Origin of the sequence: Gemmatimonas sp., from assembly GCF_036405635.1 — a bacterium.
Lineage (GTDB): Bacteria > Gemmatimonadota > Gemmatimonadetes > Gemmatimonadales > Gemmatimonadaceae > Gemmatimonas.
In genome coordinates this window covers 1-22,632 of sequence record NZ_DASWXE010000095.1, presented here as the reverse complement: position 1 = coordinate 22,632, position 22,632 = coordinate 1, and the positions used below count along the sequence as shown (strand labels likewise).

At 63.1% G+C, this 22,632-nt stretch carries 28 protein-coding genes; 23 read left to right on the top strand and 5 right to left on the bottom strand.

The window, feature by feature from the left end:
• Window positions 1-6 precede the first annotated feature (6 nt).
• From VGE27_RS08105 to VGE27_RS08045, 13 genes are all read left to right on the top strand, one after another.
• Complete coding sequence (locus VGE27_RS08105) at window positions 7-852, top strand: 6-bladed beta-propeller (protein ID WP_331049145.1); 846 nt, start codon at window positions 7-9, stop codon at window positions 850-852.
• A 22-nt stretch (window positions 853-874) separates the two neighbouring features.
• Window positions 875-1,147: a hypothetical protein gene (locus VGE27_RS08100; protein WP_331049144.1), complete on the top strand. Its 273-nt coding sequence runs from the start codon at window positions 875-877 to the stop codon at window positions 1,145-1,147.
• 27 nt (window positions 1,148-1,174) lie between these two features.
• The gene (locus tag VGE27_RS08095; protein ID WP_331049143.1) at window positions 1,175-1,663 is read left to right on the top strand and encodes a 2'-5' RNA ligase family protein; all 489 of its coding nucleotides are present in this window, start codon (window positions 1,175-1,177) and stop codon (window positions 1,661-1,663) included.
• Between the two features lie 150 nt (window positions 1,664-1,813).
• Window positions 1,814-2,536: a hypothetical protein gene (locus tag VGE27_RS08090; protein WP_331049142.1), complete on the top strand. Its 723-nt coding sequence runs from the start codon at window positions 1,814-1,816 to the stop codon at window positions 2,534-2,536.
• Window positions 2,537-2,602: 66 nt separating this feature from the next.
• Complete coding sequence (locus VGE27_RS08085; RefSeq protein ID WP_331049141.1) at window positions 2,603-4,039, top strand: 6-bladed beta-propeller; 1,437 nt, start codon at window positions 2,603-2,605, stop codon at window positions 4,037-4,039.
• 80 nt (window positions 4,040-4,119) lie between these two features.
• Complete coding sequence (locus VGE27_RS08080; RefSeq protein ID WP_331049140.1) at window positions 4,120-4,455, top strand: PadR family transcriptional regulator; 336 nt, start codon at window positions 4,120-4,122, stop codon at window positions 4,453-4,455.
• Window positions 4,452-7,181 (top strand): ABC transporter permease, encoded by a 2,730-nt coding sequence (locus VGE27_RS08075; RefSeq protein ID WP_331049139.1) that lies wholly within the window; start codon window positions 4,452-4,454, stop codon window positions 7,179-7,181. The genes VGE27_RS08080 and VGE27_RS08075 overlap by 4 nt, the downstream gene beginning before the upstream one ends.
• Entirely contained in the window at window positions 7,181-8,425 is a 1,245-nt protein-coding gene (locus VGE27_RS08070) for an efflux RND transporter periplasmic adaptor subunit (protein WP_331049138.1), read from the top strand. The genes VGE27_RS08075 and VGE27_RS08070 overlap by 1 nt, the downstream gene beginning before the upstream one ends.
• Before the next feature lie 9 nt (window positions 8,426-8,434).
• A complete protein-coding gene (locus VGE27_RS08065; RefSeq protein WP_331049137.1) occupies window positions 8,435-9,130 on the top strand; it encodes an ABC transporter ATP-binding protein in 696 nt (231 codons plus the stop codon).
• Between the two features lie 115 nt (window positions 9,131-9,245).
• Window positions 9,246-9,524, top strand: a complete 279-nt coding sequence (locus tag VGE27_RS08060) for a hypothetical protein (protein ID WP_331049136.1) — start codon at window positions 9,246-9,248, stop codon at window positions 9,522-9,524.
• Complete coding sequence (locus VGE27_RS08055; protein WP_331049135.1) at window positions 9,521-9,964, top strand: nuclear transport factor 2 family protein; 444 nt, start codon at window positions 9,521-9,523, stop codon at window positions 9,962-9,964. Before VGE27_RS08060 ends, VGE27_RS08055 begins: the two co-directional genes overlap by 4 nt.
• Before the next feature lie 78 nt (window positions 9,965-10,042).
• Window positions 10,043-11,821, top strand: a complete 1,779-nt coding sequence (locus VGE27_RS08050; protein ID WP_331049134.1) for a hypothetical protein — start codon at window positions 10,043-10,045, stop codon at window positions 11,819-11,821.
• Window positions 11,822-11,827: 6 nt separating this feature from the next.
• Window positions 11,828-12,298, top strand: a complete 471-nt coding sequence (locus tag VGE27_RS08045) for a hypothetical protein (RefSeq protein ID WP_331049133.1) — start codon at window positions 11,828-11,830, stop codon at window positions 12,296-12,298.
• Window positions 12,299-12,350: 52 nt separating this feature from the next.
• Here the strand turns inward: VGE27_RS08045 and VGE27_RS08040 are convergent, their stop codons facing one another.
• Window positions 12,351-13,337: an NAD(P)-dependent alcohol dehydrogenase gene (locus VGE27_RS08040; protein WP_331049132.1), complete on the bottom strand. Its 987-nt coding sequence runs from the start codon at window positions 13,335-13,337 to the stop codon at window positions 12,351-12,353.
• Window positions 13,334-14,080 (bottom strand): hypothetical protein, encoded by a 747-nt coding sequence (locus VGE27_RS08035; protein WP_331049131.1) that lies wholly within the window; start codon window positions 14,078-14,080, stop codon window positions 13,334-13,336. The genes VGE27_RS08040 and VGE27_RS08035 overlap by 4 nt, the downstream gene beginning before the upstream one ends.
• A 124-nt stretch (window positions 14,081-14,204) precedes the next feature.
• On the opposite strand from VGE27_RS08035, the gene VGE27_RS08030 reads away from it, so the two are divergent.
• The 7 genes from VGE27_RS08030 (at window position 14,205) to VGE27_RS08000 (ending at window position 18,852) form a co-directional block, all read left to right on the top strand.
• A complete protein-coding gene (locus tag VGE27_RS08030) occupies window positions 14,205-14,858 on the top strand; it encodes a TetR/AcrR family transcriptional regulator (protein WP_331049130.1) in 654 nt (217 codons plus the stop codon).
• A gap of 48 nt (window positions 14,859-14,906) precedes the next feature.
• Entirely contained in the window at window positions 14,907-15,416 is a 510-nt protein-coding gene (locus VGE27_RS08025; protein WP_331049129.1) for a hypothetical protein, read from the top strand.
• 6 nt (window positions 15,417-15,422) lie between these two features.
• Window positions 15,423-15,983 carry a dihydrofolate reductase family protein gene (locus tag VGE27_RS08020; RefSeq protein ID WP_345787994.1) on the top strand — a complete coding sequence of 187 codons (561 nt, stop codon included), beginning with the start codon at window positions 15,423-15,425 and terminating at the stop codon, window positions 15,981-15,983.
• An 83-nt stretch (window positions 15,984-16,066) separates the two neighbouring features.
• Window positions 16,067-16,564, top strand: a complete 498-nt coding sequence (locus tag VGE27_RS08015; RefSeq protein WP_331049127.1) for a DinB family protein — start codon at window positions 16,067-16,069, stop codon at window positions 16,562-16,564.
• A gap of 299 nt (window positions 16,565-16,863) precedes the next feature.
• The gene (locus tag VGE27_RS08010) at window positions 16,864-17,313 is read left to right on the top strand and encodes a hypothetical protein (RefSeq protein WP_331049126.1); all 450 of its coding nucleotides are present in this window, start codon (window positions 16,864-16,866) and stop codon (window positions 17,311-17,313) included.
• Between the two features lie 43 nt (window positions 17,314-17,356).
• Complete coding sequence (locus VGE27_RS08005; RefSeq protein WP_331049125.1) at window positions 17,357-17,788, top strand: PH domain-containing protein; 432 nt, start codon at window positions 17,357-17,359, stop codon at window positions 17,786-17,788.
• A 626-nt stretch (window positions 17,789-18,414) separates the two neighbouring features.
• Complete coding sequence (locus VGE27_RS08000) at window positions 18,415-18,852, top strand: hypothetical protein (protein WP_331049124.1); 438 nt, start codon at window positions 18,415-18,417, stop codon at window positions 18,850-18,852.
• On the opposite strand, the gene VGE27_RS07995 is transcribed toward VGE27_RS08000, so the two are convergent.
• Entirely contained in the window at window positions 18,833-19,363 is a 531-nt protein-coding gene (locus VGE27_RS07995) for an SRPBCC family protein (protein WP_331049123.1), read from the bottom strand. The two genes, VGE27_RS08000 and VGE27_RS07995, sit on opposite strands and share 20 nt — an antisense overlap.
• Window positions 19,360-19,737, bottom strand: a complete 378-nt coding sequence (locus tag VGE27_RS07990) for a metalloregulator ArsR/SmtB family transcription factor (protein ID WP_345787996.1) — start codon at window positions 19,735-19,737, stop codon at window positions 19,360-19,362. Before VGE27_RS07990 ends, VGE27_RS07995 begins: the two co-directional genes overlap by 4 nt.
• Window positions 19,738-19,818: 81 nt before the next feature.
• On the opposite strand from VGE27_RS07990, the gene VGE27_RS07985 reads away from it, so the two are divergent.
• Window positions 19,819-20,418 (top strand): GNAT family N-acetyltransferase, encoded by a 600-nt coding sequence (locus VGE27_RS07985; protein WP_345787995.1) that lies wholly within the window; start codon window positions 19,819-19,821, stop codon window positions 20,416-20,418.
• Window positions 20,419-20,504: 86 nt separating this feature from the next.
• On the top strand, window positions 20,505-21,032 hold the full coding sequence (locus VGE27_RS07980) for a cupin domain-containing protein (protein ID WP_331049120.1): 528 nt from the start codon (window positions 20,505-20,507) through the stop codon (window positions 21,030-21,032).
• 19 nt (window positions 21,033-21,051) lie between these two features.
• On the opposite strand, the gene VGE27_RS07975 is transcribed toward VGE27_RS07980, so the two are convergent.
• Window positions 21,052-21,954: an alpha/beta hydrolase family protein gene (locus VGE27_RS07975; RefSeq protein ID WP_331049119.1), complete on the bottom strand. Its 903-nt coding sequence runs from the start codon at window positions 21,952-21,954 to the stop codon at window positions 21,052-21,054.
• 77 nt (window positions 21,955-22,031) lie between these two features.
• On the opposite strand from VGE27_RS07975, the gene VGE27_RS07970 reads away from it, so the two are divergent.
• Window positions 22,032-22,487, top strand: coding sequence for a hypothetical protein (locus tag VGE27_RS07970; protein WP_331049118.1), 456 nt, complete (start codon window positions 22,032-22,034; stop codon window positions 22,485-22,487).
• The last annotated feature ends 145 nt before the right edge of the window (window positions 22,488-22,632 follow it).

Here is a 22,632-nt window from a genome sequence, read left to right as displayed (position 1 = left end):
TCTCTGATGCTCAGCGCCTGTGGTGAGCATACGGCCACGGCTTCACGGCCTTGGACAACGGCCGTGGACTCGACGGGCGATACGACACGGGTTCGCATCACTGGCGATGTACCGGACAGCCTGGTCAGCACGCTCGCAGTGGATCTTGCCGTGGGTGAGGCAGACGGTGCCGACGAGCTGACGTTCGGTCGCATTGGCGGCATCGTCGTCGGTCGCGATGGCGCGATGTTCGTCTACGATGCCGACCAGACAGTGGGGCTCATTCGCATGTACTCGGCGACGGGGAAGTATGTGCGCACCGTCGGCGCGAAGGGTGGAGGGCCCGGTGAGTATGGCCAGGTGAACGGCTTCGCACTCGCACACAATGGTGATCTGCTGGTTTGGGACGGTGCCGGTGCGCGTATCAACCGCTACGCATCGGACGGCAGTTTCAGGAGCTCCTTCCGGATTCCTGCCGGCCCCATGTTCACGACAAACGGTCTGCACCTGGCTACCGACGGAACCATCTCGCTGAACGCGGTGATCGGACACCAAGAGGCCGCGAACGGCCCTCCGATGCCTATTCCTGGATTCATTCGCTTCGATTCGCTCGGCACACTGCGCGATTCGGTCGCGTATCCGCGGTGGACGAGCGTTGAGCCGGCACCGTTGCGTGTGGATAGCCCTGACGGCTCCAGGAGATCCCTCCTCACCATCCCCTTTCAGCCGGGCATCACGACGACGCGGCTGAGTGATGGTGGTTTCGTGGGCGGGTATGCAGATCGCTACGTCTTCACGATCGTCGGTGTCGGCGTGAAGCCACGTCAGGTGATCCGCGACGAAGCCGCCGTACAGCAACATCCTGGTCAGTGATGACGGTCGCCTGTGGGTGCGCGTGGCGCAGTCCGCCGAGATCATCCCGGAGGACGAGCTTCCGCCGCTGCGCACCGATGTCGTGCCTACGCCGATACGCCTGACCACCCGCGACCCGATCGTGTACGACGTGTACGCCGCTGACGGAGCACTCCTCGGCCGCGTGAAGCTGCCGCCGCGGAGTAACATCTTTCGTGTGCGTGGGGATTCCGCCTGGGGTATCTCACGCAACAAGGATGACGTGGAGTTCGCGACACGATTTCGCGTGACACCAGGCATCAGGGAAGCCCGCTAGGTCAGAGCAGTTTACGGACACGACACGTTGCTCCACAGACGCCAGCTCACACTCTTTCTACCCCCCGCTCAAGGGGCCATCGTCGAGCCAATCCGGCAGCGACTCGATCCGCGCCAGCATGCCATTATCCCGGCGCATGTCACGCTCTGTCGAGATGATGAGCTGGCCCCCTGGGAAGTCCTTCACCAACGTCTGGCAAACCTCGAAGCGTTCGCTGTCATGCTGCAGTTTGGCGAGCCGCAGGTCCTTTCCGACGGCTGCGTTCTGTTGCGTCCAGTTCGTGGGGAAGAGCAGTATCAGCAGCTACGGCAGGCCATCCTCGGGCCATCAGCCAAAGTTCATGGCGCGCACATCACGCTGCTACATCCGCGCAATGCGGCGGGCGTCCTCTACGACGTGGCGGAGATAGCATCGGTTCTGGCGGGTCTCACGGTCACTTTTCGCACGATCGCACTCATTGAACAATCTGGTTCAGAACCATGGTCGGTCCAGCAAGAGTACGGGGCGACCATCTAGCGGACCGCTGCTATCGGCGGGGCTGGCCTTCTCGCGTCTTCGTTCAGTGACGTATTCTGTACCTTCGTCGAATACGCACACCTCATTCGCGGGAACACAGTATGGTCACAGGCGCCTGGCGTACAACAACGAAGCGAGGCATGGCCTGCGATGAGTGAACCCGCGCAGTCTCCTCGCTACAAGTTGCTCGTCGAGCACCTCGGTACCGGGCTGACCCTGAGCTACCTCGCCCTGGTGGCGATCGGCATGTTCCACAGCGTCCTCGGCTACCGGCACTTCGGGATCAACATTCTGGACTATGCCGAGGCCAGCGATTTTCTGCTCGCGCCGTTTCGGGATCCCATGGTGATGATCGTGACCGTGCTCCCCGCCGGCCTCGCGTGGGCGTATCTGCGCACGGTCGATCGGTATTCGACGCGCGCGCGGGCTCGGCGCCGCGCAGAAGGGAAGGCGGTTGCGTGGTGGGAGAGCAGCGACGCCACGCTCGCGAGAATGAAGCCGTTCACGCCGTTCCTGGCGGTCGCCATGGGGATGCTCTGGGTCTACGTGAGCGCGGACGGCTACCAACGCATTCTTGCCGTGCAGGCGATGCGGGGGGAGGGTCACAACGTCGTCGTCGAACTGACGAATGGGACAGTCGATGGCGGAACTCCGAGCCGACCACTGGTCATGGTCGGCGCCACGAGTCGCTACTTCATCTTCTTTCGTACCGCCGACTGGCGAACAGAGGTGATGCCAACCGACAACGTCCTGCGCATCTTCCCCGACGAATCGTTGCCCGAGGCCAGTGTGTCGCGCCGGGAGCGCAGTTGGAAGCGGCTCGATGCGCGTCCACTCCCTCGAGTTGGGGCGGATTCCACGCAGGGACGCTGACATCTCACCTCGCGTTGCTGCGGAACGCGAACGCCAGGCCCAAATACCCCCTTCGCAGGAATCGCAATGTCCATCAACTCCACTTCGCGGCAATGCTTGCTGCTCTGCACGGGAGTTGCCGTCGCGGCAGCGTTGGGATGCGCCCCCGCCGAAAGCGAGCGCGACGCCTCGGCCGCACCGTCAGGTGCGAGCGGAGACACCGCCGCCGTCGTCACGCTCACCTGGGCGACTGCGATCGATTCCACACGCGACACGGTGGTCGTACGAACCGACTCGGTGAGCGACGCCGAGACGGCGGTGCGGTTGGTGGAAGAGCTGCGCATCGGCGATGCCAACGACGACGATCCCCGCGTGCTCGGCGAGATACGGTTCGTGGTGCCAACACCACGGGGCGGCGTGTATGTGTGGGATCAGTCTGCCACTCAGCTGCGAGAGTACGATGACCGCGGCCGGTTTGCGCGCGATATCGGCCGGAGTGGCGCGGGCCCAGGCGAATACCGTTCCGCCAACGGGATCATGCCGCTGTCCGGAGGTCGCCTCGTGCTCTGGGATCCCCAGAACCTCCGCATGGCGCTCTTCGATTCGACCGGACACTCGCTCGGCCACTGGGGTCATCACAACACCTTGGGTGTCGCGAGACCGGGAGGACTGCTCGTCGACTCCACCGATGCGATCTATGTGGTCACCTGGTTTCGGAAGGAGCCCAAGCCCAAGGATTACTACAACGGCAAGTATGAAGGCTATGTCGTGCTCTCCGCCGACGGCGCGGTGCGCGATTCGATTCAGCGCCCATACTGGCTACCGGAGCCCGCCCTGGTGATCTCGCGTTTTTCCGTGGGGGCCATGATTGGGGACAACGTCCCCTTTGCCGCACAGCCGCGATGGACCGTCAGCCCGTTTGGGTACGTGGTGAGTGGTGTGGGCAATCGCTACGCGATCACGCTGCATCGCCCTGACCGGCCACTGCGCATCGAACGCGACGTCTCTCCGGTGCCGACAACACCGCAGGAGCGTACCGCGTCAGAGGCGGCGGTCACGGCGAACATGCGCACGGTCAACCCGCAGTGGACCTGGAACGGTCTGCCGATACCGCGCGTCAAAGCCTTCTTCTCGGACATTCGCGTGGCGGCTGACGGACGCATCTGGGTTGAACGACCGGTCGCCGGTGCACCGGTGGAATACGATTCTGCGGCCGTATCGCCCGACATTGTCCCGCCGATTGGCGCGGGCCCCGCGCCGGGCACGCGGGAGAAGCGCGAACAGCTGGCCTTCGACGTGTTCAGCAGAGACGGATACCTCCTGGGCAGCGTGCAGCCACCTCCGGAATCACGCATCACCTTCATGCGCGGCGACTATGTCTGGGGCGTTGTCAGCGACGATATGGGCAGATCGGTCGTGGTGCGGTGGCGTATCGAGCCGTCGCTGGCTGCGCGCGAGCGGGGGCATAGGGCGAAAGCGACAATGGCGAGCCCCATCGCTTCAGCTCGCTTGAACACTCATTGAGGTCGCGCTGAAACCGCCACGGGGAGGGTCCCGTACGTTCCTCTAGACAGCTAGATGAACCACGCCTCACCCCCCTCCGCATGTCCCCCCGCCCGCAAACCGACGTCCTCCGGGGCTCCCTCGACCTGCTGGTCCTCAAAACGCTCTCCCTCGAGCCCATGCACGGGTGGGGCATCGGACAGCGCATTCAGCAGATCTCCGACGGCGTCCTCGAGGTGAACCAGGGATCGCTCTATCCGGCGCTCCAGCGGCTCGAAAAAGAAGGGCTCATCACCAGCGACTGGCAGGTGACCGAGAATGGCCGCCGCGCCCGCTTCTACCAGCTCACCACCTCGGGGCACCGTGCGCTGGGCACGGAGCTCGACAACTGGCGGCGCTTCACGGCGGGACTCGAAGCCGTCCTGAGGACCACATGAGCGCGATCGACGGACTGCGCGCACGTCTGGCACTGCTCTTCTCCCGCACACACTCCGACGCGCGCTTCAACGAAGAGATTGCGTTTCACATCGAGATGGAGACTGCGCGGCTCGAGCGTGAGGAGGGGTTGCCGCACGCCGAGGCGCGGCGGCGGGCGCTGATCGCGTTTGGTGGTGTGGAGGTGCACAAGGAAGCGCTGCGCGATGGGCGAGGGCTGCGCTGGCTCGGGGGACTCACGCTCGACCTCAAGCTCGGCATTCGCATGCTCCTCAAGTATCCTGGGCTCACGCTGATCGGCGGACTCGCCTTCGCATTTGCCATCTGGGTGGCCGCCGGCGCGTTCGAGTTCGCGGGGCAGGCGCTCTTCCCGCGGCTTCCGCTCCCCGATGCCAACCGTGTCGTGGCGATCGAAAGCTGGGATGCGGCCGCAGGGCGCGCCGAGCCACGTGTGTTGCACGACTTCACCACATGGCGCACGGAGCTCAGGTCGGTCACGGAGCTCGGCGCCTATCGCGTGGCACAACGCAACCTCGTCACCAGCAACGGCGAATCGCAGCCCACCGAGGTCGCGGAGATAAGCGCCGCGGCGTTTCGTATCGCGCCCGATCGGCCGCTGTATGGTCGTGTGCTCACCGACGCCGATGAACTACCAGCTGCGCCGGCCGTGGCCGTGATCGGCTATGACGTGTGGCAGCACCGCTTCAATGGCGATCCGACTGTGGTGGGGCGCGTGGTGCAGCTCGGGCGCACACCAACCACCGTGGTGGGTGTCATGCCCGAAGGGTTCGGATTTCCGGTCGCGCAGAGCCTCTGGGTGCCGCTTCGGCTGTCGCCGCTCGACTACGCGCGTGGTGATGGGCCTTCGCTGCACGTCTTCGGGAAGCTTGCCACCGGCGTCACGTTGGCCGAGGCGCAGACAGAGCTGACGGCGCTGGGGCGTCGCGCCGCGGCCGACTTCCCGGTCACGCATCAGCATCTGCGTCCGCGTGTGATGCCGTATGCGGAGTCGGTCGCGCTCATCGACGGATCGGAGTTGTTCCTCGCTCGCTCCAGCTACGGCTTCTTCCTCATGCTGGTCCTCCTGGTGTGTGGCAATGTCGCGCTGCTGATGTTTGCACGGGCCGCGACGCGCGAGCGTGAGCTCGTCGTGCGCCACGCCTTGGGTGCAACGCGTGGGCGCATCCTGGCGCAGCTTTTCGCCGAAGCGCTTGTACTGTGCGGTGTCGCTGCGGCGGTGGGCCTCGGTGTAGCCCGTCTTGGTGTGCGCCTGCTGGTCAACGCCATCGAAACGAACACGGGGCAGCCGCTCCCTTTCTGGTTTCACGCCGAGCTGTCACCGTGGACCGTACTCTATGCGGTGGGGCTCACGGTGCTCGGCGCGGGTGTTGCCGGAGTGATCCCCGGACTCAAGGTCACGCGAGGTCTGGAGGCGCGACTCAGGCAGGCAGCCGCAGGAGCCGGAGGGCTCACGTTCGGCGGGATCTGGACGGCCGTGATCGTCGCGCAGATTGCGGTCACGCTGGGATTCCCTGTGGTCGCGTACAGTGTGGCGCGCGATGCGGCGGATACCCGCGCGATGGTCGCCGACTTCCCAGCGGCGGAGTATCTGTCCGCGCGCATCGCACTCGACCGCGATCTTCCGCCGGGCGCCGACACGTCGTTTGCCGCGTTCGCTGCACGTCGGCAGACGATACTGCGCGAACTCGAGCGACGGTTGCTCGCCGAGTCTGGCGTGGTGGGCGTGACGCTGGCCGACCGATTGCCGCGCATGGACCATCCGCCGCGCATGATCGACGTGGATGCCGGTGGCGCGGCGCCTGAGAATCCGGGATACCCGGGCGGCTATCGAACCAGTTCGGCGGAAGTCGACGTGGACTACTTCGATGTGTTGGGTGCCCGTGTACTCGCCGGTCGTGCGTTTCAGGAGAGCGACATGGTGGCCGGCACCGGCCCCGCCGGAGTCGATGGTGACCGCAGTCGCGTCGTGATGGTGAACGAGTCGTTCGTCCGGTTGGTACTCGGCGGACGCAATCCGATTGGCCGTCGTCTTCGCAATCGGTACGATGTGCAACGGCCGCGCTCAGGGGAGTGGGAGCCGGGCCCGTGGCACGAGATTGTCGGTGTGGTACCTGATCTCGGAATGTCCAAGGCATCGGATCCAAAGGTCGCGGGCATCTACCGCCCGCTTGCGACCGATGCCGATGTGCCGCTGTACGTGGCGGTGCACGTCCGCGGTGACGCGGCGGCGTTCGGCCCGCGACTGCGCGCTGTAGCCAGCGCGGTGGACCCCACGCTGCGTATCGACAACGTCGCGCGCATGGACACGCTCAGTGATCCCGCGATTCAGTTCATGACCTTCTGGGTCCGACTGGTTTCGGTTGTGAGTGTGGTGGCGTTGCTGCTCTCCATGGCGGGCATCTACGCCGTGATGTCGTTCACCGTCGCGCGACGCACGCGGGAGATTGGTATCCGCGTTGCACTGGGGGCGACCCCGCGACGTGTTGTGGCGGCCGTATTTGCACGGCCGCTCAAGCAGGTGGCGCTCGGTGTGGTTGCCGGCGGCGTACTCACCGCGATCACGAACGACGATGCGACGCCGCGTGCCCTCGCCGGGACCCTCCTGTACTCGGTGTTCATGCTCGCTGTGTGCCTGATCGCCTGCATCGTCCCCACATGGCGTGCGCTCAGGATTCAGCCGACCGAAGCACTGCGGGCGGACGGCTGATGGACATCATTCGCGCACCCAAGAAGAAGACGGGCCGCAACATCGCCATCGGTGCCGGTGTGCTCGCCTTCACGACGGTGGCGGTGTTGCTGGCGCGTCTCGATCCGGCGTCGCCGACGCTGGAGCGCTCAACGCTGCTCATCGACTCCGTATCGCGTGGTGACATCGTGCGTGATGTGCGCGCGCCAGGCACGCTCGTGTCAGAGCAGATCCGTTTCATCACCGCACAGGCGTCGGCGCGTGTGGAGCGGCTGGCAGCGGAATCCGGCAAGAACGTGCGGACAGGCGACCTGCTGCTCGGCCTCTCTAACCCCGATCTGCAAATCCAGACCATGCAGGCGGAGCAGCAGGTGCGGCAGGCGCAGATCGACCTGCTCAACCTGCGCACGAATCTCCGCAGTCAGATCCTCGCGCAGGAAGGGCTACTCGCGTCGATGAACACCCAGCTCGTGAACGCCACGCAGGTCGCGCGCGCCACCGATTCGCTGGCGGCGCAGAAGCTGGTGTCGCCGTTCGAGTCGAACAGCGCGAAAGCCGCGGTGGACGAAATGCGCACGCGCTATCGGGTGGAGCAGGAACGTCTCGCGCTCATGAAGCAGGCGATCGACGCGCAGGTCGAGATGCAGTCGTCGCAGGTGAAGCAGCTCGAAGCGATCGCCGCGAACCAACAGCGTCGTCTGTCGTCACTGCAGGTGCGCGCGCCGGAAGCCGGCGTGGTGCAGGATCTCACCCTGCAGCTCGGGCAATGGGTGCCCGAAGGCACCACGCTGGCCCGCGTTGTTCAGCCTGGAAGGCTCAAGGCGGTCCTGCGTGTGCCTGAGTCACAGGCGAAGGACATCCAGATCGGACAGCGCGCGTCGATCGACACACGAAATGGTCTGATCCCCGGGCATGTGAATCGCAAGGACCCGAGTGCTCAGGGCGGCACGGTCACCATCGACGTTGCACTCGACGGTGCGTTGCCCAGCGGTGCCGTGCCCGACCTGAGCGTCGATGGCACGGTGATCATCGAGAAGATCAGCAACGTGCTGCACACCGGCCGCCCTGCCTTCGGTGCAGGCGGGGGCACGGTCAGTCTGTTCAAGCTGGTGGACGACGGCCGCGCCGCGGTACGCGTGCAGGTGGAGCTGGGGCGCATCGCCGTGAACAGTGTGGAGGTCATCCGGGGGCTCGATGCCGGTGACCGCGTGATTCTCTCGGATATGACGCCGTACGTGAGTGTCGAGAAGGTCAAGATCAAATAGGAGCGAGCGATGGAAACGAAGGGAGATCCCCTGATCCGCATGCGCGGCATCAGGAAGGTGTTTCACACGGAAGAGGTGGAGACGCATGCGCTGGCCGATGTGCACTTCGAAATCCAAAAGGGCGAGTATGTCGCCATCTCCGGTCCGTCGGGGTGTGGCAAGACGACCTTGCTGTCGATTCTCGGACTGCTCGATACGGCGAACGGTGGCGAATACCTGCTCGCCGGCGAATCGGTGGCGACGCTGGGGCCGACCGACCGTGCCCGGGTACGCAATCGTCAGATCGGCTTCATATTTCAGGCGTTCAACCTGATTGGTGAGCTCACGGTGTACGAGAACATCGAGCTACCGCTCACGTATCGTGACATGGATGCGGCCGAGCGGAAGCAGCGCGTGACCCATGCCCTGGAGCGTGTTGGCATGTCACATCGCGCGAAACACTTTCCGGCCCAGCTTTCGGGTGGTCAGCAGCAGCGTGTGGCGGTGGCGCGCGCCGTCGCGGGCGATCCGGTCATCCTGCTCGCGGACGAGCCCACGGGCAACCTCGATTCGGCGAATGGTGAGGCAGTCATGGAACTGCTGCGCGAGCTCAATCGCAACGGCGCGACGATCTGCATGGTCACGCACGATCATCGCTATGCCGAACACGCCGACCGTACCGTGAACCTCTTCGATGGCAAGGTCGTGAACGAGACGAGTCAATGAGTGGAGCACGAACGAGAAGCGGTGGCGTGCGCCATCCGGTGAGAAACGCCGTGCTCTTGGCGCTCATCAGCTGTGTCCGATCGTCTTCGTCCACTACCAGCGCAAAGCAGGGGGTGTGGAAGTTATCTTCTCCGAGGATGATGTGTTGATTGGCGACGGCTATTTCCCGTTGTCGAAGACCAGGGGGAGACGCGTGCGGGACGTGCGCTACATCGCCTCCGATCCCCCATCGATCGAGTTCGCGACGGTGCTGACGACGGCCGTGCGCACGTCGAGCGCGACAATGAGTACTCAGCGCACAGCGGAGACGCTGCGTGTCCCGATTGCGACAGATGCGAGGAGGCAGGCGGGTGAGGTCGTGCAGCGATATCAGGCCATCATGGATCGCCGATGAACGCCCTTCTGCTTCTTGTCTTTGCCGTGGCGGTCGCGGCGTGTTCGGGAGCCCCGGGTGAGGACCCGGCAACCACACTACGCGCCCTCAATGCGGCCTACGATCGCGCGCTGCTCGACGCCGATTCCGTCGCGCTCGACTCCATCTATCACCAGGACTTCAAATACCTCGGACCAAGCGGTGAGCTGCGCTCACGTGCCGCACAGATCGCGGCGCTCACATCCGGCAAGGTCGATCTCGTCAAGGGGAAGAGTGACAGCGTGGACATCCACGTGTATGGCACCACCGCTATTGTCATCGGTCAGTTCAGTGGGCGCGCGCAGGTCGACGCGAATCGTTTTGCCTTTCGCGAACGGTACTCCACCACATGGCTTCGCGAGAACGGGCGATGGCGCCTGATTGTGGAACATGGCACGGTGTTGCGCGATCCCCCATTATGAACTGAGTTCTTGCTGGGCCGATTGGCTTTCCCGGCCGCTGTTTGGCGCCACGCCATTGATCACTGGACAGGAGGGCATATGCAAAAACGAATGATTCTGCGATGGTTGGCCACGACGTGTGTCGCACTGATATGCCTGGCTGCAGGGTGCAACAACGCACTCGAGAGTGATGCGCCAGCGCCCCCCAGTACAGTCGACCGCGAATTCGATCTGGGTTCGCGCCTCGAGGATCGGGAGCTTTCGTCGGCGCAGGTGGCGAATGTGGCCCTGCTGGCCAAGGTGTGGGGTTTTGCCAAGTACCATCATCCTGCGGTCGTCAATGGCACGGTCAATTGGGACTACGCGCTCTTCCGCGCGCTCCCGTCGGTGCTGGCAGCGCCGGATCGTGCGCGAGCCAGCGCGGCGATCGTCACCTGGCTCGATGCACTTGGCAGCGTGCCTGCCTGCAGCGTGTGTGCCACGATGCCCAATGGCGTGCAGTTGCCGGCGGACAACGCATGGATCGAGGATGCAACGAATCTCGGATCTGCTCTGAGTGACCGGCTCAGGAGCATCCATCGCAATCGGTTGGCCGCACCAACGCAACGCTATGTCGCGTTCGTGCCGAACGTGGAGAATCCCGACTTCTCGGCGGAACAGCGCTATGCGAACCTGTCTTCGCCGGACGCGGGATATCGCCTGCTCGCCCTCTTTCGCTTCTGGAACATCATCAAATACTGGTTCCCGTACCGCGATGTGATGAACGAGGACTGGGATGGTGTGCTCGTCGAGTTCATCCCGGTGATGATGCGTCCGCTGACTGGGGACCACTACCGGCTCGCCTTGATCCGGCTCATTGGTCGGGTCCACGATACCCATGCCAATCTCTGGAGCGACCTCCGGGTGCAACCGCCATCGGGTACCTCGGAGGCACCGCTCACACTGCGCTTCGTCGAAAACAGGCTGATCGTCACCGACTACTCTCATGCAACACTCGGGCCGGCCACCGGGATCAGCATTGGCGATGAGATTCAGCGTATCGACGAATTCTCGGTGGCCGCTCTGGTGGACTCCCTGCGGCCGTACTTCCCGGCGTCCAATGAACCCACGCGACTTCGCGATATCGCACGCGCGTTGACCAGGGGTACCGGACCAGTCACGCTTGCTGGTGTCGGACCTTCGGGCGCCTTCACCAAGTCCGTGAACCGCGTGGCCATTGCGTCACTCAACCGGTCTCGCGGCGTGGTGCATGACCTGCCGGGCCCGACGTTTCAGATGCTCACCGACAGTGTCGCGTACCTGAAGCTGTCGTCTGTCGTGGCGGCCAATGCCGCCAGCTATATCGAGCAGGCACAGCGGGCGTCCGTCCTGGTCATCGACATTCGCAACTATCCGAACGAGTTCATGGTGTTCGCCCTCGGCGGACACCTGGTTGGCGGCGCGACCCCCTTCGCCCGTATCACGGCGGGCGACGCGGCCAATCCGGGCGCATTTCGCTGGACGGTCACGGTGTCGCACGCGCCGCGCACACCGCGCTTCACCGGCTCCGTGGTCATTCTGGTGGATGAAGTCTCGCAGAGCCAGGCGGAATACCGCCATGGCGTTCCGCGTCGCACCGGGAGCCATCGTGGTGGGCAGTACGACAGCTGGAGCGGATGGCAACGTGTCACGGATTCCCTTGCCGGGAGGCGCGGAAGGCATGATCAGCGGCATCGGTGTGTTCTATCCCGACGGAAAGCCCACCCAGCGCATTGGCATTGTGCCCGATCTGGTGGTGCGTCCCACGGTGGCGGGGATTCGCGCCGGACGAGACGAGGTGCTGGAGGCCGGGGTCAGTCGTGCGCTGGGCCGGGACTTCCGGCTACGGTCCGTGTCTGACCGATGATGGCCAAGCACCTGCTCAGCGGCTTCGCCTATGGGCTCTCCCTCTGCATGATCTCGTGGGTGGTCGGAATTCTGGGCGGCGCCCTGCTGCAAAAGACCAGTTACTTCGAAAAACTGTCTCACCTGAATTTCATTCCGAGCAAAGCCGTGAACAGCGTCCTCGGAATCGAACAGTTCAAGTGGATCGTCAAGAACAGCTTCTTCAGGTTCCTGAATCAGAGTATCAGGATGGAAGGCAAGCGCACCGATTGGGTTTCGGTCCGCCATCAAATGACCATCGCCGAGATCAACCACTTGATCGGGTTTCTCTTCGTGGCCGCCGCTGCATGGTATCAGAGCTTCAATGTCAGTCTCGTTTTTGGTCTCGGCATGATCATCCCGAATGTGATGCTCAATGCCTATCCCTCCCTTCTCCAGCAGGAGAACAAGAGACGGATCGATCAGCACCTGAGCCGCCAGCAGCTTCATTAGCGCGTAGTCGATGAAAGATGCTATTGCCGTTGGCGACAGGCCGGCCGCGCGCTCAGCAGATGTCGGTGACCACAACGCTTCCACGTTTTCGTCCGCTGTCCACGCGTGCGTGGGCCGCGGCGATCTTGTCGAAAGTGAAGCAGGAATCAATCAATGGTGTGAAGCGCCCATCCACTGCCATATCCACCAGGGTGCGCAGGTCGTCCACGCGCTCGGCCGCCGGGCCGGCAACAAGACGATGCCGCGACGTGATGTTCACCCATGGCGCACGGAGCATCTCTGGCAGCGTGGCCAGTACCAGCAGCAGGCGCCCGTGTGATGTGAGGACCTGGCGTACACGTGAGTACGGTGAGTTGCCCACGGTGTCGGCGATTACGTCATAGCGATTGCCTGCCCCTGCGAAGTCGACGCGTGTGTAGTCCACCACGTGTGCGGCGCCGAGCTGCTGCATCGCCTCGGCATTGGCGCCACTGCACACCGCCGTGACCTCCGCGCCGGCTTGGGCAGCGAGTTGCACCATCGCGGAGCCAACGGCACCCGACGCGCCATTGATCAGTATGCGTTCTCCGGCTCGCAGTGCACCGCGTCGGAAGAAATCCAGCGCCGTGGTGCCGCCAAAGGCGAGTGCTGTCGCCGTCTCATAGGACAGTGCCGGAGGTTTGCGCACGATCACGGCGTCGGCGCGCATGCAGCGGTACTCGGCGTGAGCGCCAAGCTTGGCACCAGAAAATGCCACGACCGCGTCGCCGACAGCGACGTTGCGAACGGCGGCACCAATTTCCACGACGTCACCAGCCAGTTCACTGCCAAGAATCGGCTGACGCGGTGCGGTGATACCAAACGCCAGTCGCCCGGCCACACCGAAGCCGCAGGGCATGCTGCAACTGCGAATTCTCCAGTCTGCCGACGACACGGTGCAGGCGCGCATGCGAATCAGTACGTCATTCGGACCCGGAACGGGCTTTGGCCAATTCTGGATGGTGACCACGTCCGCGGGGCCGTACTGGCGGTACACCGCTGCTTTCATGAGAGATGTCATCGTGTAGCAGTAGACGGACGAGGCTTTCGGCGGATCGCCGTGGTGAGGCCAATACGAATGGCGTACAGGTTGGCCTTCGAGCGCTGGATGTCGAAACCGAGTGACCCATCAGGTTGATCGGTCAGTCCACCCTTGAGGAGGTAGTCCCGTTCACCGTGGCGCTCATAGCCGATACCAATGTCGATGCTGGTGCTGCGGTGCACGGGCACCTGCAGGCCAACTCCGCCAGTCCATACCGCGCCGCCATCACCAAAGTTTTCGTCAGCGGCCACGAAATCCGGAACCAAGCCGCCGCCGAGTCCGCTGAGGGTCGCGAAACGACTCATGCCGACAAGTCCGTACCCATACAGCCGGACCCGTCCAAGAGGCACCGCGAACTGCGGCCCCAGTGCCAGCGAGAAGATCCCGTTGGCCGTGGTGAGGTTCACGGCCACGCGACAGTGCGGCGCGGTGCCCAGGCAACTGCGCTGGCTCTCGTGTCCGTAGTTCAGCCACCCGCCCTGCAACCGCAGTGACGCCTGGCCGGATCGGTCGAGCCGCAGCAACACGTGGCCTGTCGCCCCCGCCGCGTTGTTCACGTTCCGCTTGAAGTCACCAACCGGTTGACCGGCATCGGCGGTGAGACCGACGTGCCAGCGCGGAGTTTTCGCGGCATTGGTGTCTGCCAACGACGGTGCCGGCTGCCCGGAGGCGGGGGCGGCAAAAGACAGCACTCCGGCGAGCGCGGGAAGGAAAAGACGCATCAAAGGTGGCGGCAATGGGGGTTGGATAACATACGCTGTAAGTGCAAACGTACACTGTACGTTTATGACGGTCAACTGCGATCATTGCTTGCCCTGCATCGGGAGTGCTTTTAGCGTCTCTCGCATGTCCTCCCCCCGACGCGCGCCGCTGAGTCGCGAGCGCATACTTCGTGCCGCCATCAAGCTCGCCGATCGTCAGGGGCTCGAGGCGCTCTCCATGCGCAAGCTCGCCACGACGCTCAAGGTCGAAGCGATGTCGCTCTACAATCACGTTGCGAACAAGGACGAACTGCTCGACGGCATGGTCGATACCGTGATCGGAGAGATCACGCTGCCTACGCGGGATGGCGACTGGAAAGCCGCCCTGCGTGCGCGCGCGACATCGGCGCTGGCGGTGATGACGGTCCATCCATGGGCGCCCATGCTCATCCTGTCGCGCATCAGTGCTGGCCCCAACATGCTGGGCTACATCGAGGCAACGCTCGCCACGCTGCGCGAGGCCGGTTTTACCTGGTTCGAGACGGATCGCGCGTGGAATGCCATGGACAACTACATCTATGCGTTCACGCTGCAGCAGCAGAACTTTCCCGTGAACCCCGAAGAGTACGCGTCCGCGGCGGCGGGCTACCTGCCCATGTTACCCGCCCATGTGTACCCCTACATGCACGAGATGACGGCGCGCGTGGCAGATGGTTCGCACGACGGGACGCTGGACTTTTCGTTTGGGCTGGAACTGATTCTCGATGGATTGGAGCGACTGCGGAGTACACGCGAGTAGGCGTGTTCCGTGGCTATGGGGTCGCAGGCATCCACAACAGGAGTGTTGATGCGAAGGGTCGTCTGGTCAAACGCCACCTTGATCGCCGTCGCGGCAAGCTACGGCATTCAGATCGGCGCCGGAGTCTTTGCCCTCGCGGTCGTGGGTCGCGTGGTGAGTGCCGCGCCTCCCCGGTCGCTCGCTCTGTTGGAAGGGCCGTACCGATACGACAGCAGTGCGTTCTGGCAGATCATGCCAGCCATTACCGGGGCACTGTTCATCGCGACGTTGATCGCCAACTGGCGGACCCGACGGCGAGTCTTGCTGCTCAGTGCGTTTATCCTGTTTGCCCTGGGCGGCGTCGTGAGCACCACATGGCTCGGTTCACTCTACGCCGATTTTTCTTCCATTGGGTATCAGGACACAGTCGACCCGGCGTTACAGGGCAAAGCAGCCCTTTGGTACACGGCCGATTGGGCCGCGCGGTGTGGGGATGCCCTTGGTGGATTTCTTCTCCTGGTGGCGCTCACGCGTCCGCCACTCATCAACACCGGCGTTTCAACCGAAACCACACGTTGAACTGATATGGGACTGCTCACCTTCAGCATGAACGTCACCCTGGACGGCTGCGTCGACCACCAGGAAGGGATCGCCGATGACGAAACACACGCCTTCTTCACCAATCTCCTGGCCGAAAGCGGGGCGATGCTGTGGGGGCGCGTCACGTACGAAATGATGGAGGTCTACTGGCCACTGGTGGCCCGCGGCGAGGTGGAGGCGCCGCCTGCCATTCGCGATTGGGCGGTCACGCTGGAGGACAAACCGAAGTACGTGGTGTCCTCGACGCGCTCGGATTTTCCGTGGACCAATAGTCATCGCGTGGTCGGGGACCTTCGCGCGGGGGTGCAGCAGCTCAAGGATGCCACGCCAGCGGGTGTGCTGCTCGGTAGTTGCAAGCTTGCGGCCGAGCTGGACCGACTGGATCTGATCGACGAGTACAAGTTTCTCATCCATCCCCGTATCGCGGGTCACGGCCCCAAATTGCACGAGAGTGGGTTACCGAGCACACGGCGGCTCGAGTTGGTCTCGTCAGCACCGCTCAGCAATGGGGTGATCGCGGTGCACTACCGCCGTGTGCGCGACTGACGCGGACTTTGTAGTCGCTTTGCTCCGCGGTGGAACGTCGCGAAGCCGAGATGACGTGCGAACAGGTTCCTGGAGTATTGATCATGCTGTCCATAGATCTCGTACGCGACAACCTGAACAAGAGCCGAGATCGCGTGCTGGCTCGCGTCGAAGAGATGCGCGATCATTGCGTGACGTTCCCCACCCGGAACGGAGGCTGCCACACCTTGTGGACACTCGGCCATCTGGCCTACGTCGAGGCGTTGGTCGTCCAAACATTCATGCTGGGGAAAAAGAACCCTCTATCTCAATGGGAGGAACGCTTCGACGGCGTGGAGGTGAGTGGAGACATCGGTCAGTTTCCGCCCTTCGACGACGTTCTTGCCACCTGTCGTGAGATGCGTGAGTCGACCCTGTCGCTTTTGAACTCGCTGTCGGAAGACGATCTCGACAAGACGAGCGCGAGAGTGCCGGAAGGCTTCGAGGATACGTTCGGCACCTATCGTCTGTGCCTGCAGTATGTTGCCGACCACTGGCATATGCACCGTGGACACCTGGCCGACGCACGCCGCGCGGCAGGGCTGGAACGAATGTGGGTGTAATGCGTGAGCGGCGGTCATGAATACACTCCTCCAACTCACCCGCATTGGTCAGTCGGTGCACGATTGCACCGCCGGGTGCGCTGGTGTGCGCTGCGACCCCGACGCGGGGGTCCGGCGTTTCGCCGCCTCTTTGAAGGGACGTAGCCGTTGCGGAATGCCATTGCGATTCAGCTTCCGGCCAACCCGGAGACTGCAGGCCCAACAGTGCGATGTGGCTCACGGCGGCCGGACCCGAGGGAAGAAATCCTGAGATCGCACGGGGAACACGGAGGCGCCCGATGACCATTCTCTGCTCTCGAATGCAACGGTTATTGTCGCTCGGCGGCGCATTGGTGTTGTTCGCCAGCGGCTGTGGAAAGCCCATCGAGCCGAATCCGTTCGATGGCGTCTTCGTTCTGCGCACTGTCGGCGGGAGCCATGTTCCGGCTGTGACACACGTGGCCTTCGCAACGGAATATTGGACGCTGGCGGACACCATCGTGCTTCGTGGTGATGGTTCTGGCGAGTGGAAATCCAGGTATTCACGACATGATCTCAGCACTGGACTGCGCGATACCACTCGCACGAATAGTCAGTTCAGCTACTACCTCAGCGATTCCATGGTGCGCGCATCGGACATCACCTGCGAGCCGATGTGTCAACGGGTCCCCGATGAGCGCGACTTCACCGTCGATGGTGAATGGTTGACGCTGGGCTCTGGCTCCTCACTGCATCGATACGAACGCATCACATCGAGTGTCACGCGCTAGCGATGCGCATTGCTGACAACCATCTTGTCGGTTGGAGGTCTCTATGGAAACAATCCGATTTCAATCACGAATTGATCTCTGGCTGGTCGTCGTGGTGATGGTGCCTCTTGTTGCTGCCCTTGCCGCGCTCGGTACCAGAATGCAGCAGGGTATCACCAAGGGCCTGGTACTGTCGACACTCATGATGCTCCTCGCGCTGCTCGGCTCGATGTGGCTGTTCGTCGATACCTCCTATGCGGCCACCGCAGACGAACTGCGCATCCGGAGCGGACCGTTCCGCGAATCGGTGCCTCTCGCGTTGCTTCAGCGCATCCGGCCGACGAATCGACTGGACGCGGCGCCCGCGCTCTCACTGCACCGTCTCGAGCTTCAGTATGGTGCAGGCAGGGTGGCCATCATCTCACCCCGTCAACGCGACGAATTCATAGCGACGCTGACGAGAATGGCACCGCACGTTGTCGTCGAGTCGGTTTGATGATCTGCCACTGCAGAGTTCACTATGTGGGTCGTGGCATATTGTCTATGCTGTACGCCGCCATTCTTGGCTGCGCACCGATGCATTCGCCGAAGGCATCAGAACCGTCTCGCTCGTCCGTAGAGTTGGTCCGACGAAGTTGGGCTGTCGTCGACACTGCGCTCTTCGCGGGCGCGCAGGGCCAGTTGACCGTCATTGTTCGATCTGCTGATCGCCCCATGCAATTGGTCCCGCAAGGACTGGTGCAAATAGCCGCGCCGAATGGTGCAGGTGTGCTGGAGGCTACTCGACAGGATTCGCTGGGAATCTTCTATTTCGACGCATTGGCGGTTGGTACCTATGGCGTCACCGTGAGACGCACCGGCTACTCTCGCATTGTCGTGGACGTTCCTGTAGAACGAGGGTGCCGCACGGAGCTGGAGGTGTTTCTCGGTATAGAGTTCCTCGGACTGGCACCGCCGCCGCCTACATATCGGCGGGCCGTTGCCACACTTTGTCCGAAGCGGGATGCACGCTCGCCATAACACACTGGTTGTTGGCTGTGGTGTGGAACTTTGGTCGGCTTACTGAAGTAGCGCGAAGCAATGGTTGCCCGCAGGTCTTGTTCCTCCCGCCCCGCAACTGCCATGCTTCGATTGCGATCCGCGCTTCGCCGTATTCCCGTCGTGTTTGCCGCCGCAGGAGTCCTCGCGGCCTGTGGTGATGACAAGACCACCGAGAACACCACGCTCGCCGGCACCTATCGCGCCACCACCTTCCGTGTCACTCCCACCGGGCAATCTGCCATCGACGCGCTGGCGCAAGGTGGTACCATGACACTGGCCATCGCGGCGGACAACTCGACGAACGGCTTGCTCACGCTGCCGGCCAGCGTCACCGGCGGCTCGGCGTTCACAGCGAGTATGGCTGGTTCAGCGGTGCGTACCGACAATACCGTACGGTTCCAGCAGACGGCGGACTCATTTGTGCGAGACCTGAGCTGGACAGTGAGTGGCAGTGCACTCACTGTCGTTGATCAGACTGCGGGCAGCGCGCGCTTCACGATTACACTGACTCGGCAGTAGCCTCTCCCTGCTGTTCCGCCACCAGCGCGTCGAGACGTGCGTAGCTGATCTCCATGCCGTCGGTCATGCCGGTGGAGATGGCCGCATCGCGTTCGTCCTTTGTGCCGTACGTGATCACCACGACCAATGTCGTGATGCCATTCTGCTCCGTGAACTTGGTGCTGGTGACTGTCGGTGTGGTGGGCATGGCGCCGCCAAAGGTGCCCGGATCGTAGAACTCCGCCTGCACCATCTTGTCAGGGGCATCGACCTCACGGAATTCACCGTAGAAGCCGAACTCGTTGCCATCTTCTGAGCGCCAGCGCCAGCGATACTTGCCGCCGGGACGGACATCCATTTCGCAGACGGGCATCGTCCAGCCCGGGTAGCCGCCAATCCAGCGTTGGAAGAGTGCGGGATCGGTGTGCGCTTGCCAGACCAGCGCACGCGGCGCCTTGAAGTCGCGCGTGACGTGCACCTCGGTATCGCTGGGCAGCGAAACCTGCGTGGTGGTGTTGCTGGGGGTGGTCACCGGGTTCTCCTGGGAGGACGTTTGGATTTGGCGGGCTTGGTGGGAGACTTGGCCTGCAGTTCGCTGAGCAGTTCATCGAGCGCGCTGTAGCGGCTCTCCCAGAACTGCCGGTATTCCTCGAGCCAGGCCGTCGCCTCGCCGAGTCTGGCGCCTTCGATTTTGCGCGGCCGGCGCTGCGCGTCTTGCACGGTGGAGATGAGGCCGGCATGCTCCAGTACCTTCAAATGCTTGGAAATCGCCGGCTGGCTCATGGCGAAAGGCTCCGCGAGTTCTGCCACCGACGCGCCTCCCTGGGCGAGCCGGGCGAGGATCGCGCGGCGCGTGGAGTCCGCCAGGGCGGCGAAGGTGGCGTCGAGACGTTCGGCCGCCGTCATCATGATCTGTCCATAGCCATATGGTTATGATAACCAGATGGTTATTGACGTCAAGTGTCCCGTTTCCCTGCAGGGATGTCCATGTCCTTTGTCGAACCCGTCGTTCTCACATCGCACGACGTTCAGCTCGTGCCGCTCACTCTCGATCACGAAGCGGGCCTTCGTGCCGCGGCCACGGATGGCGAGTTGTGGAACCTGCGCATTACTTCGGTGCCGGCGCCCGACGAGACGAGGACCTACATCGAGACGGCATTGAAAGGGCGCGAGCAGGGACATCGCTTTCCTTTCGCCGTGGTGGAGAAAGCCAGCGGCATCGTGCTGGGCTCCACGAGCTATCACGACATCCTGCCCGACGTGAAGCGCGTGGAGATCGGCTACACGTGGTATGCCAAGCGCACGCAGCGCACGCATGTGAACACCACCTGCAAGCTGCTCATGCTCACGCACGCCTTCGATACGCTCGGCTGCAATGTGGTGGGATGGCGCACGGACAACTTCAATATCGAAAGCCAGCGTGCGATCGAGCGGCTGGGTGCGAAGAAGGACGGTGTGATTCGTGGCAATGTGCTGCGGCGCGACGGCACCATTCGCGACACAGTGATGTACAGTCTCTCCCGTGGTGAGTGGCCCGAAGTGCGGGCGCATCTCAACTATCTGTTGGTCAAGCCACGCACGACTTGAAGGAATGTCTTGAACCCTGCATCCGGAATGCATCCATGAACGCTGCTCGGACTCGAACCACTGGACTGTTGCTCGCTGTCTCTGCAATGCTCGTCTTTGCTTCGGACGCACGAGGGCAGGTCACCGCGAATCTCCACACTGGCGCAAAGCCGCAGGTGGTGCGTCCGGACGAAGGCGAGCGGCGCATCCTGCCCGATGGGCGTGCGATGCGTCTCAAGGTGGGGCCGTCGACGACCGGTGCAGGCTACCTGTTTGTTGGCGCAGAAGAACTGCCGCCGGGCAGCCGGGTGCCGCGCCATCGTCACGAGCTCGACGAGGAAGTGCTCATCGTGCAGCAGGGCGAGGTCACGTTTTTCCTGAACGACACGGCGCATGTCGCACCGGCTGGGAGTGTTGTCTACTTGCCTCCGCGGAACTGGATCACGGTGGAGAACCGGAGCACAGTGCTGGCGCGGATCATGTTCGTGTTTCCACGCGGTGCGGTGGAACGGTGCTTCCAGTTCATCGGGCGCTCAGTTGCGGACAGCGCTGCCGGGCGCTCGCCGATGCGGTCGCCAGGAACCGAGGCTGAAGAGCAGCATAGTTGTCAGATGACCTACCGCAGCCCGCCGTGATCGGCGAGTGGTCGACTCACTACCGGTGTTCGCTCACCTGGTGTACAAGCCACTCCACGATCGCATCGAACCGCTCCTGATCGAGCGCGTGGCCACGATCGACACGGAGCTGGGTGATGAAGTGGCCGGCGACTTTGGCGACAACCTGGTCTGCGTCCCGTGAGTATTTGTCCTCGGTGCCTGAGACCACGAAGGTCGGCCGAGGACCGATGGCGGAGAGGATGTCGTGGGTCTCGAGGTCGCGCGCGAGACCTGGTACGGTTTCGAACAGCGTGATGCCGGTGCCTTCACGGCGTCGCGTTTCGAAGCTGCACACCGCACCGCTGATGCATACGAACCGGCATCGTGCGTCGACGGCGGCGTGATAGAGCGAGGTGTAGCCGCCATATGAGTGACCGGCGATGCCCACGCATCGCTCGTCCACTCCGGTGGCGTCGATGAGCACACTCAATGCGCGCTGCGCGTCATCCAGGCACTTTCGCATCAGGGTGTCGCCGTCGAGCACCCGGTAGGCCAACGCGCTGTAGTGTCGCAGCCAATCGTAGTGTTCCGGCTCGACGCCCTGCACAGCCCCCCGTCGGTCCTCGAAAGTGATGGAATCGGGAGCCAGGACGGCGAGACCTCGTCGCGCGAGCGCGGGTGCAAAGGCCTGATACGGGTCACCGACATCACCGGCGACCTCGCTCTTCCCGAAATGGAATTGTCCGTTGTGCTGGTGGAAGACGACCACGGCGCCGAGCACTGGGCGATCGGTCGGCGTGAACAGGAACGCCGGGATGACATCGCCTTCGAGACCATGGTACTCGATCCGCTCGCGGCGGACTCCGTTGGTCTCGCCGAGGTCGCTTCGATGGAACGCCACCGGTGCGGGGTCGGCCAGCGCCAGGCGAGACCGAAAAGTCGAAGCTAGATTGATTGTCATCTGAAAGAATAGTTGGGATTCAGAGACGTTGCACAATGATTTTTTCGTTTGGTCACCCCTTTACGGAGATGCGCAACATGTCCATGCGAATCGGAATGGTGGTACTCGGTATGAGTGGTTTGGTTGGGGCCGCAACGCGCCCTGCTGTCCCCCCTGTTGGCTCAGGGGTGGAGGCGATCATCACCATCGACTCGGTTGGGTCACGTGGCGTCATGCTTGGCGCCATCGACAACGATGCGCGGGTGCTCGTATACGCGGATGGCCCCGCGCGAGTCGGTGTTGGCGTTGCTCCACCGGCCGACCTGCAGGACACGCTCCGACTCGACCGGATGAGTGCGTTGACCGTCGACGTGACGGAGAGCGATGTGCACGTGGAGTTGGTGGGCGAACAACTGCCCGCCACGGCGACTATCGCGATTGGTGGATCGGTGACTGGCGGCCCGGCCAGCCGTGTCAGTGCCACTGGCCGTCACCTGCTGCTGTTGAAAGGCGGGCAGGGCATTCGTTTGCTCGCGCCAGCTGTGGCTCGATGAGCATCGTGTGAGAGCTGTCGATGGCCGATTCAGCGCTGTCTATCGGTCAGTATCAGCAGAGGTCCGGCCCAATGTGATACTTGCTGACTTCGGCCACGACGCTGTCACCGTCCACGAAATGATCCAACACAAAGAGCGTGTCGGC

What these genes read in the sequence shown, in the direction of transcription:
- VGE27_RS08105 (WP_331049145.1), top strand. Translation starts at nt 7, where the DNA reads ATGCTCAGCGCCTGTGGTGAGCATACGGCCACGGCTTCACGGCCTTGG.
- VGE27_RS08090 (WP_331049142.1), top strand. Translation starts at nt 1,814, where the DNA reads ATGAGTGAACCCGCGCAGTCTCCTCGCTACAAGTTGCTCGTCGAGCAC.
- VGE27_RS08085 (WP_331049141.1), top strand. Translation starts at nt 2,603, where the DNA reads ATGTCCATCAACTCCACTTCGCGGCAATGCTTGCTGCTCTGCACGGGA.
- VGE27_RS08080 (WP_331049140.1), top strand. Translation starts at nt 4,120, where the DNA reads ATGTCCCCCCGCCCGCAAACCGACGTCCTCCGGGGCTCCCTCGACCTG.
- VGE27_RS08075 (WP_331049139.1), top strand. Translation starts at nt 4,452, where the DNA reads ATGAGCGCGATCGACGGACTGCGCGCACGTCTGGCACTGCTCTTCTCC.
- VGE27_RS08070 (WP_331049138.1), top strand. Translation starts at nt 7,181, where the DNA reads ATGGACATCATTCGCGCACCCAAGAAGAAGACGGGCCGCAACATCGCC.
- VGE27_RS08065 (WP_331049137.1), top strand. Translation starts at nt 8,435, where the DNA reads ATGGAAACGAAGGGAGATCCCCTGATCCGCATGCGCGGCATCAGGAAG.
- VGE27_RS08055 (WP_331049135.1), top strand. Translation starts at nt 9,521, where the DNA reads ATGAACGCCCTTCTGCTTCTTGTCTTTGCCGTGGCGGTCGCGGCGTGT.
- VGE27_RS08050 (WP_331049134.1), top strand. Translation starts at nt 10,043, where the DNA reads ATGCAAAAACGAATGATTCTGCGATGGTTGGCCACGACGTGTGTCGCA.
- VGE27_RS08045 (WP_331049133.1), top strand. Translation starts at nt 11,828, where the DNA reads ATGGCCAAGCACCTGCTCAGCGGCTTCGCCTATGGGCTCTCCCTCTGC.
- VGE27_RS08040 (WP_331049132.1), bottom strand. Translation starts at nt 13,337, where the DNA reads ATGACATCTCTCATGAAAGCAGCGGTGTACCGCCAGTACGGCCCCGCG.
- VGE27_RS08035 (WP_331049131.1), bottom strand. Translation starts at nt 14,080, where the DNA reads ATGCGTCTTTTCCTTCCCGCGCTCGCCGGAGTGCTGTCTTTTGCCGCC.
- VGE27_RS08030 (WP_331049130.1), top strand. Translation starts at nt 14,205, where the DNA reads ATGTCCTCCCCCCGACGCGCGCCGCTGAGTCGCGAGCGCATACTTCGT.
- VGE27_RS08025 (WP_331049129.1), top strand. Translation starts at nt 14,907, where the DNA reads ATGCGAAGGGTCGTCTGGTCAAACGCCACCTTGATCGCCGTCGCGGCA.
- VGE27_RS08020 (WP_345787994.1), top strand. Translation starts at nt 15,423, where the DNA reads ATGGGACTGCTCACCTTCAGCATGAACGTCACCCTGGACGGCTGCGTC.
- VGE27_RS08015 (WP_331049127.1), top strand. Translation starts at nt 16,067, where the DNA reads ATGCTGTCCATAGATCTCGTACGCGACAACCTGAACAAGAGCCGAGAT.
- VGE27_RS08010 (WP_331049126.1), top strand. Translation starts at nt 16,864, where the DNA reads ATGCAACGGTTATTGTCGCTCGGCGGCGCATTGGTGTTGTTCGCCAGC.
- VGE27_RS08005 (WP_331049125.1), top strand. Translation starts at nt 17,357, where the DNA reads ATGGAAACAATCCGATTTCAATCACGAATTGATCTCTGGCTGGTCGTC.
- VGE27_RS08000 (WP_331049124.1), top strand. Translation starts at nt 18,415, where the DNA reads ATGCTTCGATTGCGATCCGCGCTTCGCCGTATTCCCGTCGTGTTTGCC.
- VGE27_RS07990 (WP_345787996.1), bottom strand. Translation starts at nt 19,737, where the DNA reads ATGACGGCGGCCGAACGTCTCGACGCCACCTTCGCCGCCCTGGCGGAC.
- VGE27_RS07985 (WP_345787995.1), top strand. Translation starts at nt 19,819, where the DNA reads ATGTCCTTTGTCGAACCCGTCGTTCTCACATCGCACGACGTTCAGCTC.
- VGE27_RS07980 (WP_331049120.1), top strand. Translation starts at nt 20,505, where the DNA reads ATGCTCGTCTTTGCTTCGGACGCACGAGGGCAGGTCACCGCGAATCTC.
- VGE27_RS07975 (WP_331049119.1), bottom strand. Translation starts at nt 21,954, where the DNA reads ATGACAATCAATCTAGCTTCGACTTTTCGGTCTCGCCTGGCGCTGGCC.
- VGE27_RS07970 (WP_331049118.1), top strand. Translation starts at nt 22,032, where the DNA reads ATGTCCATGCGAATCGGAATGGTGGTACTCGGTATGAGTGGTTTGGTT.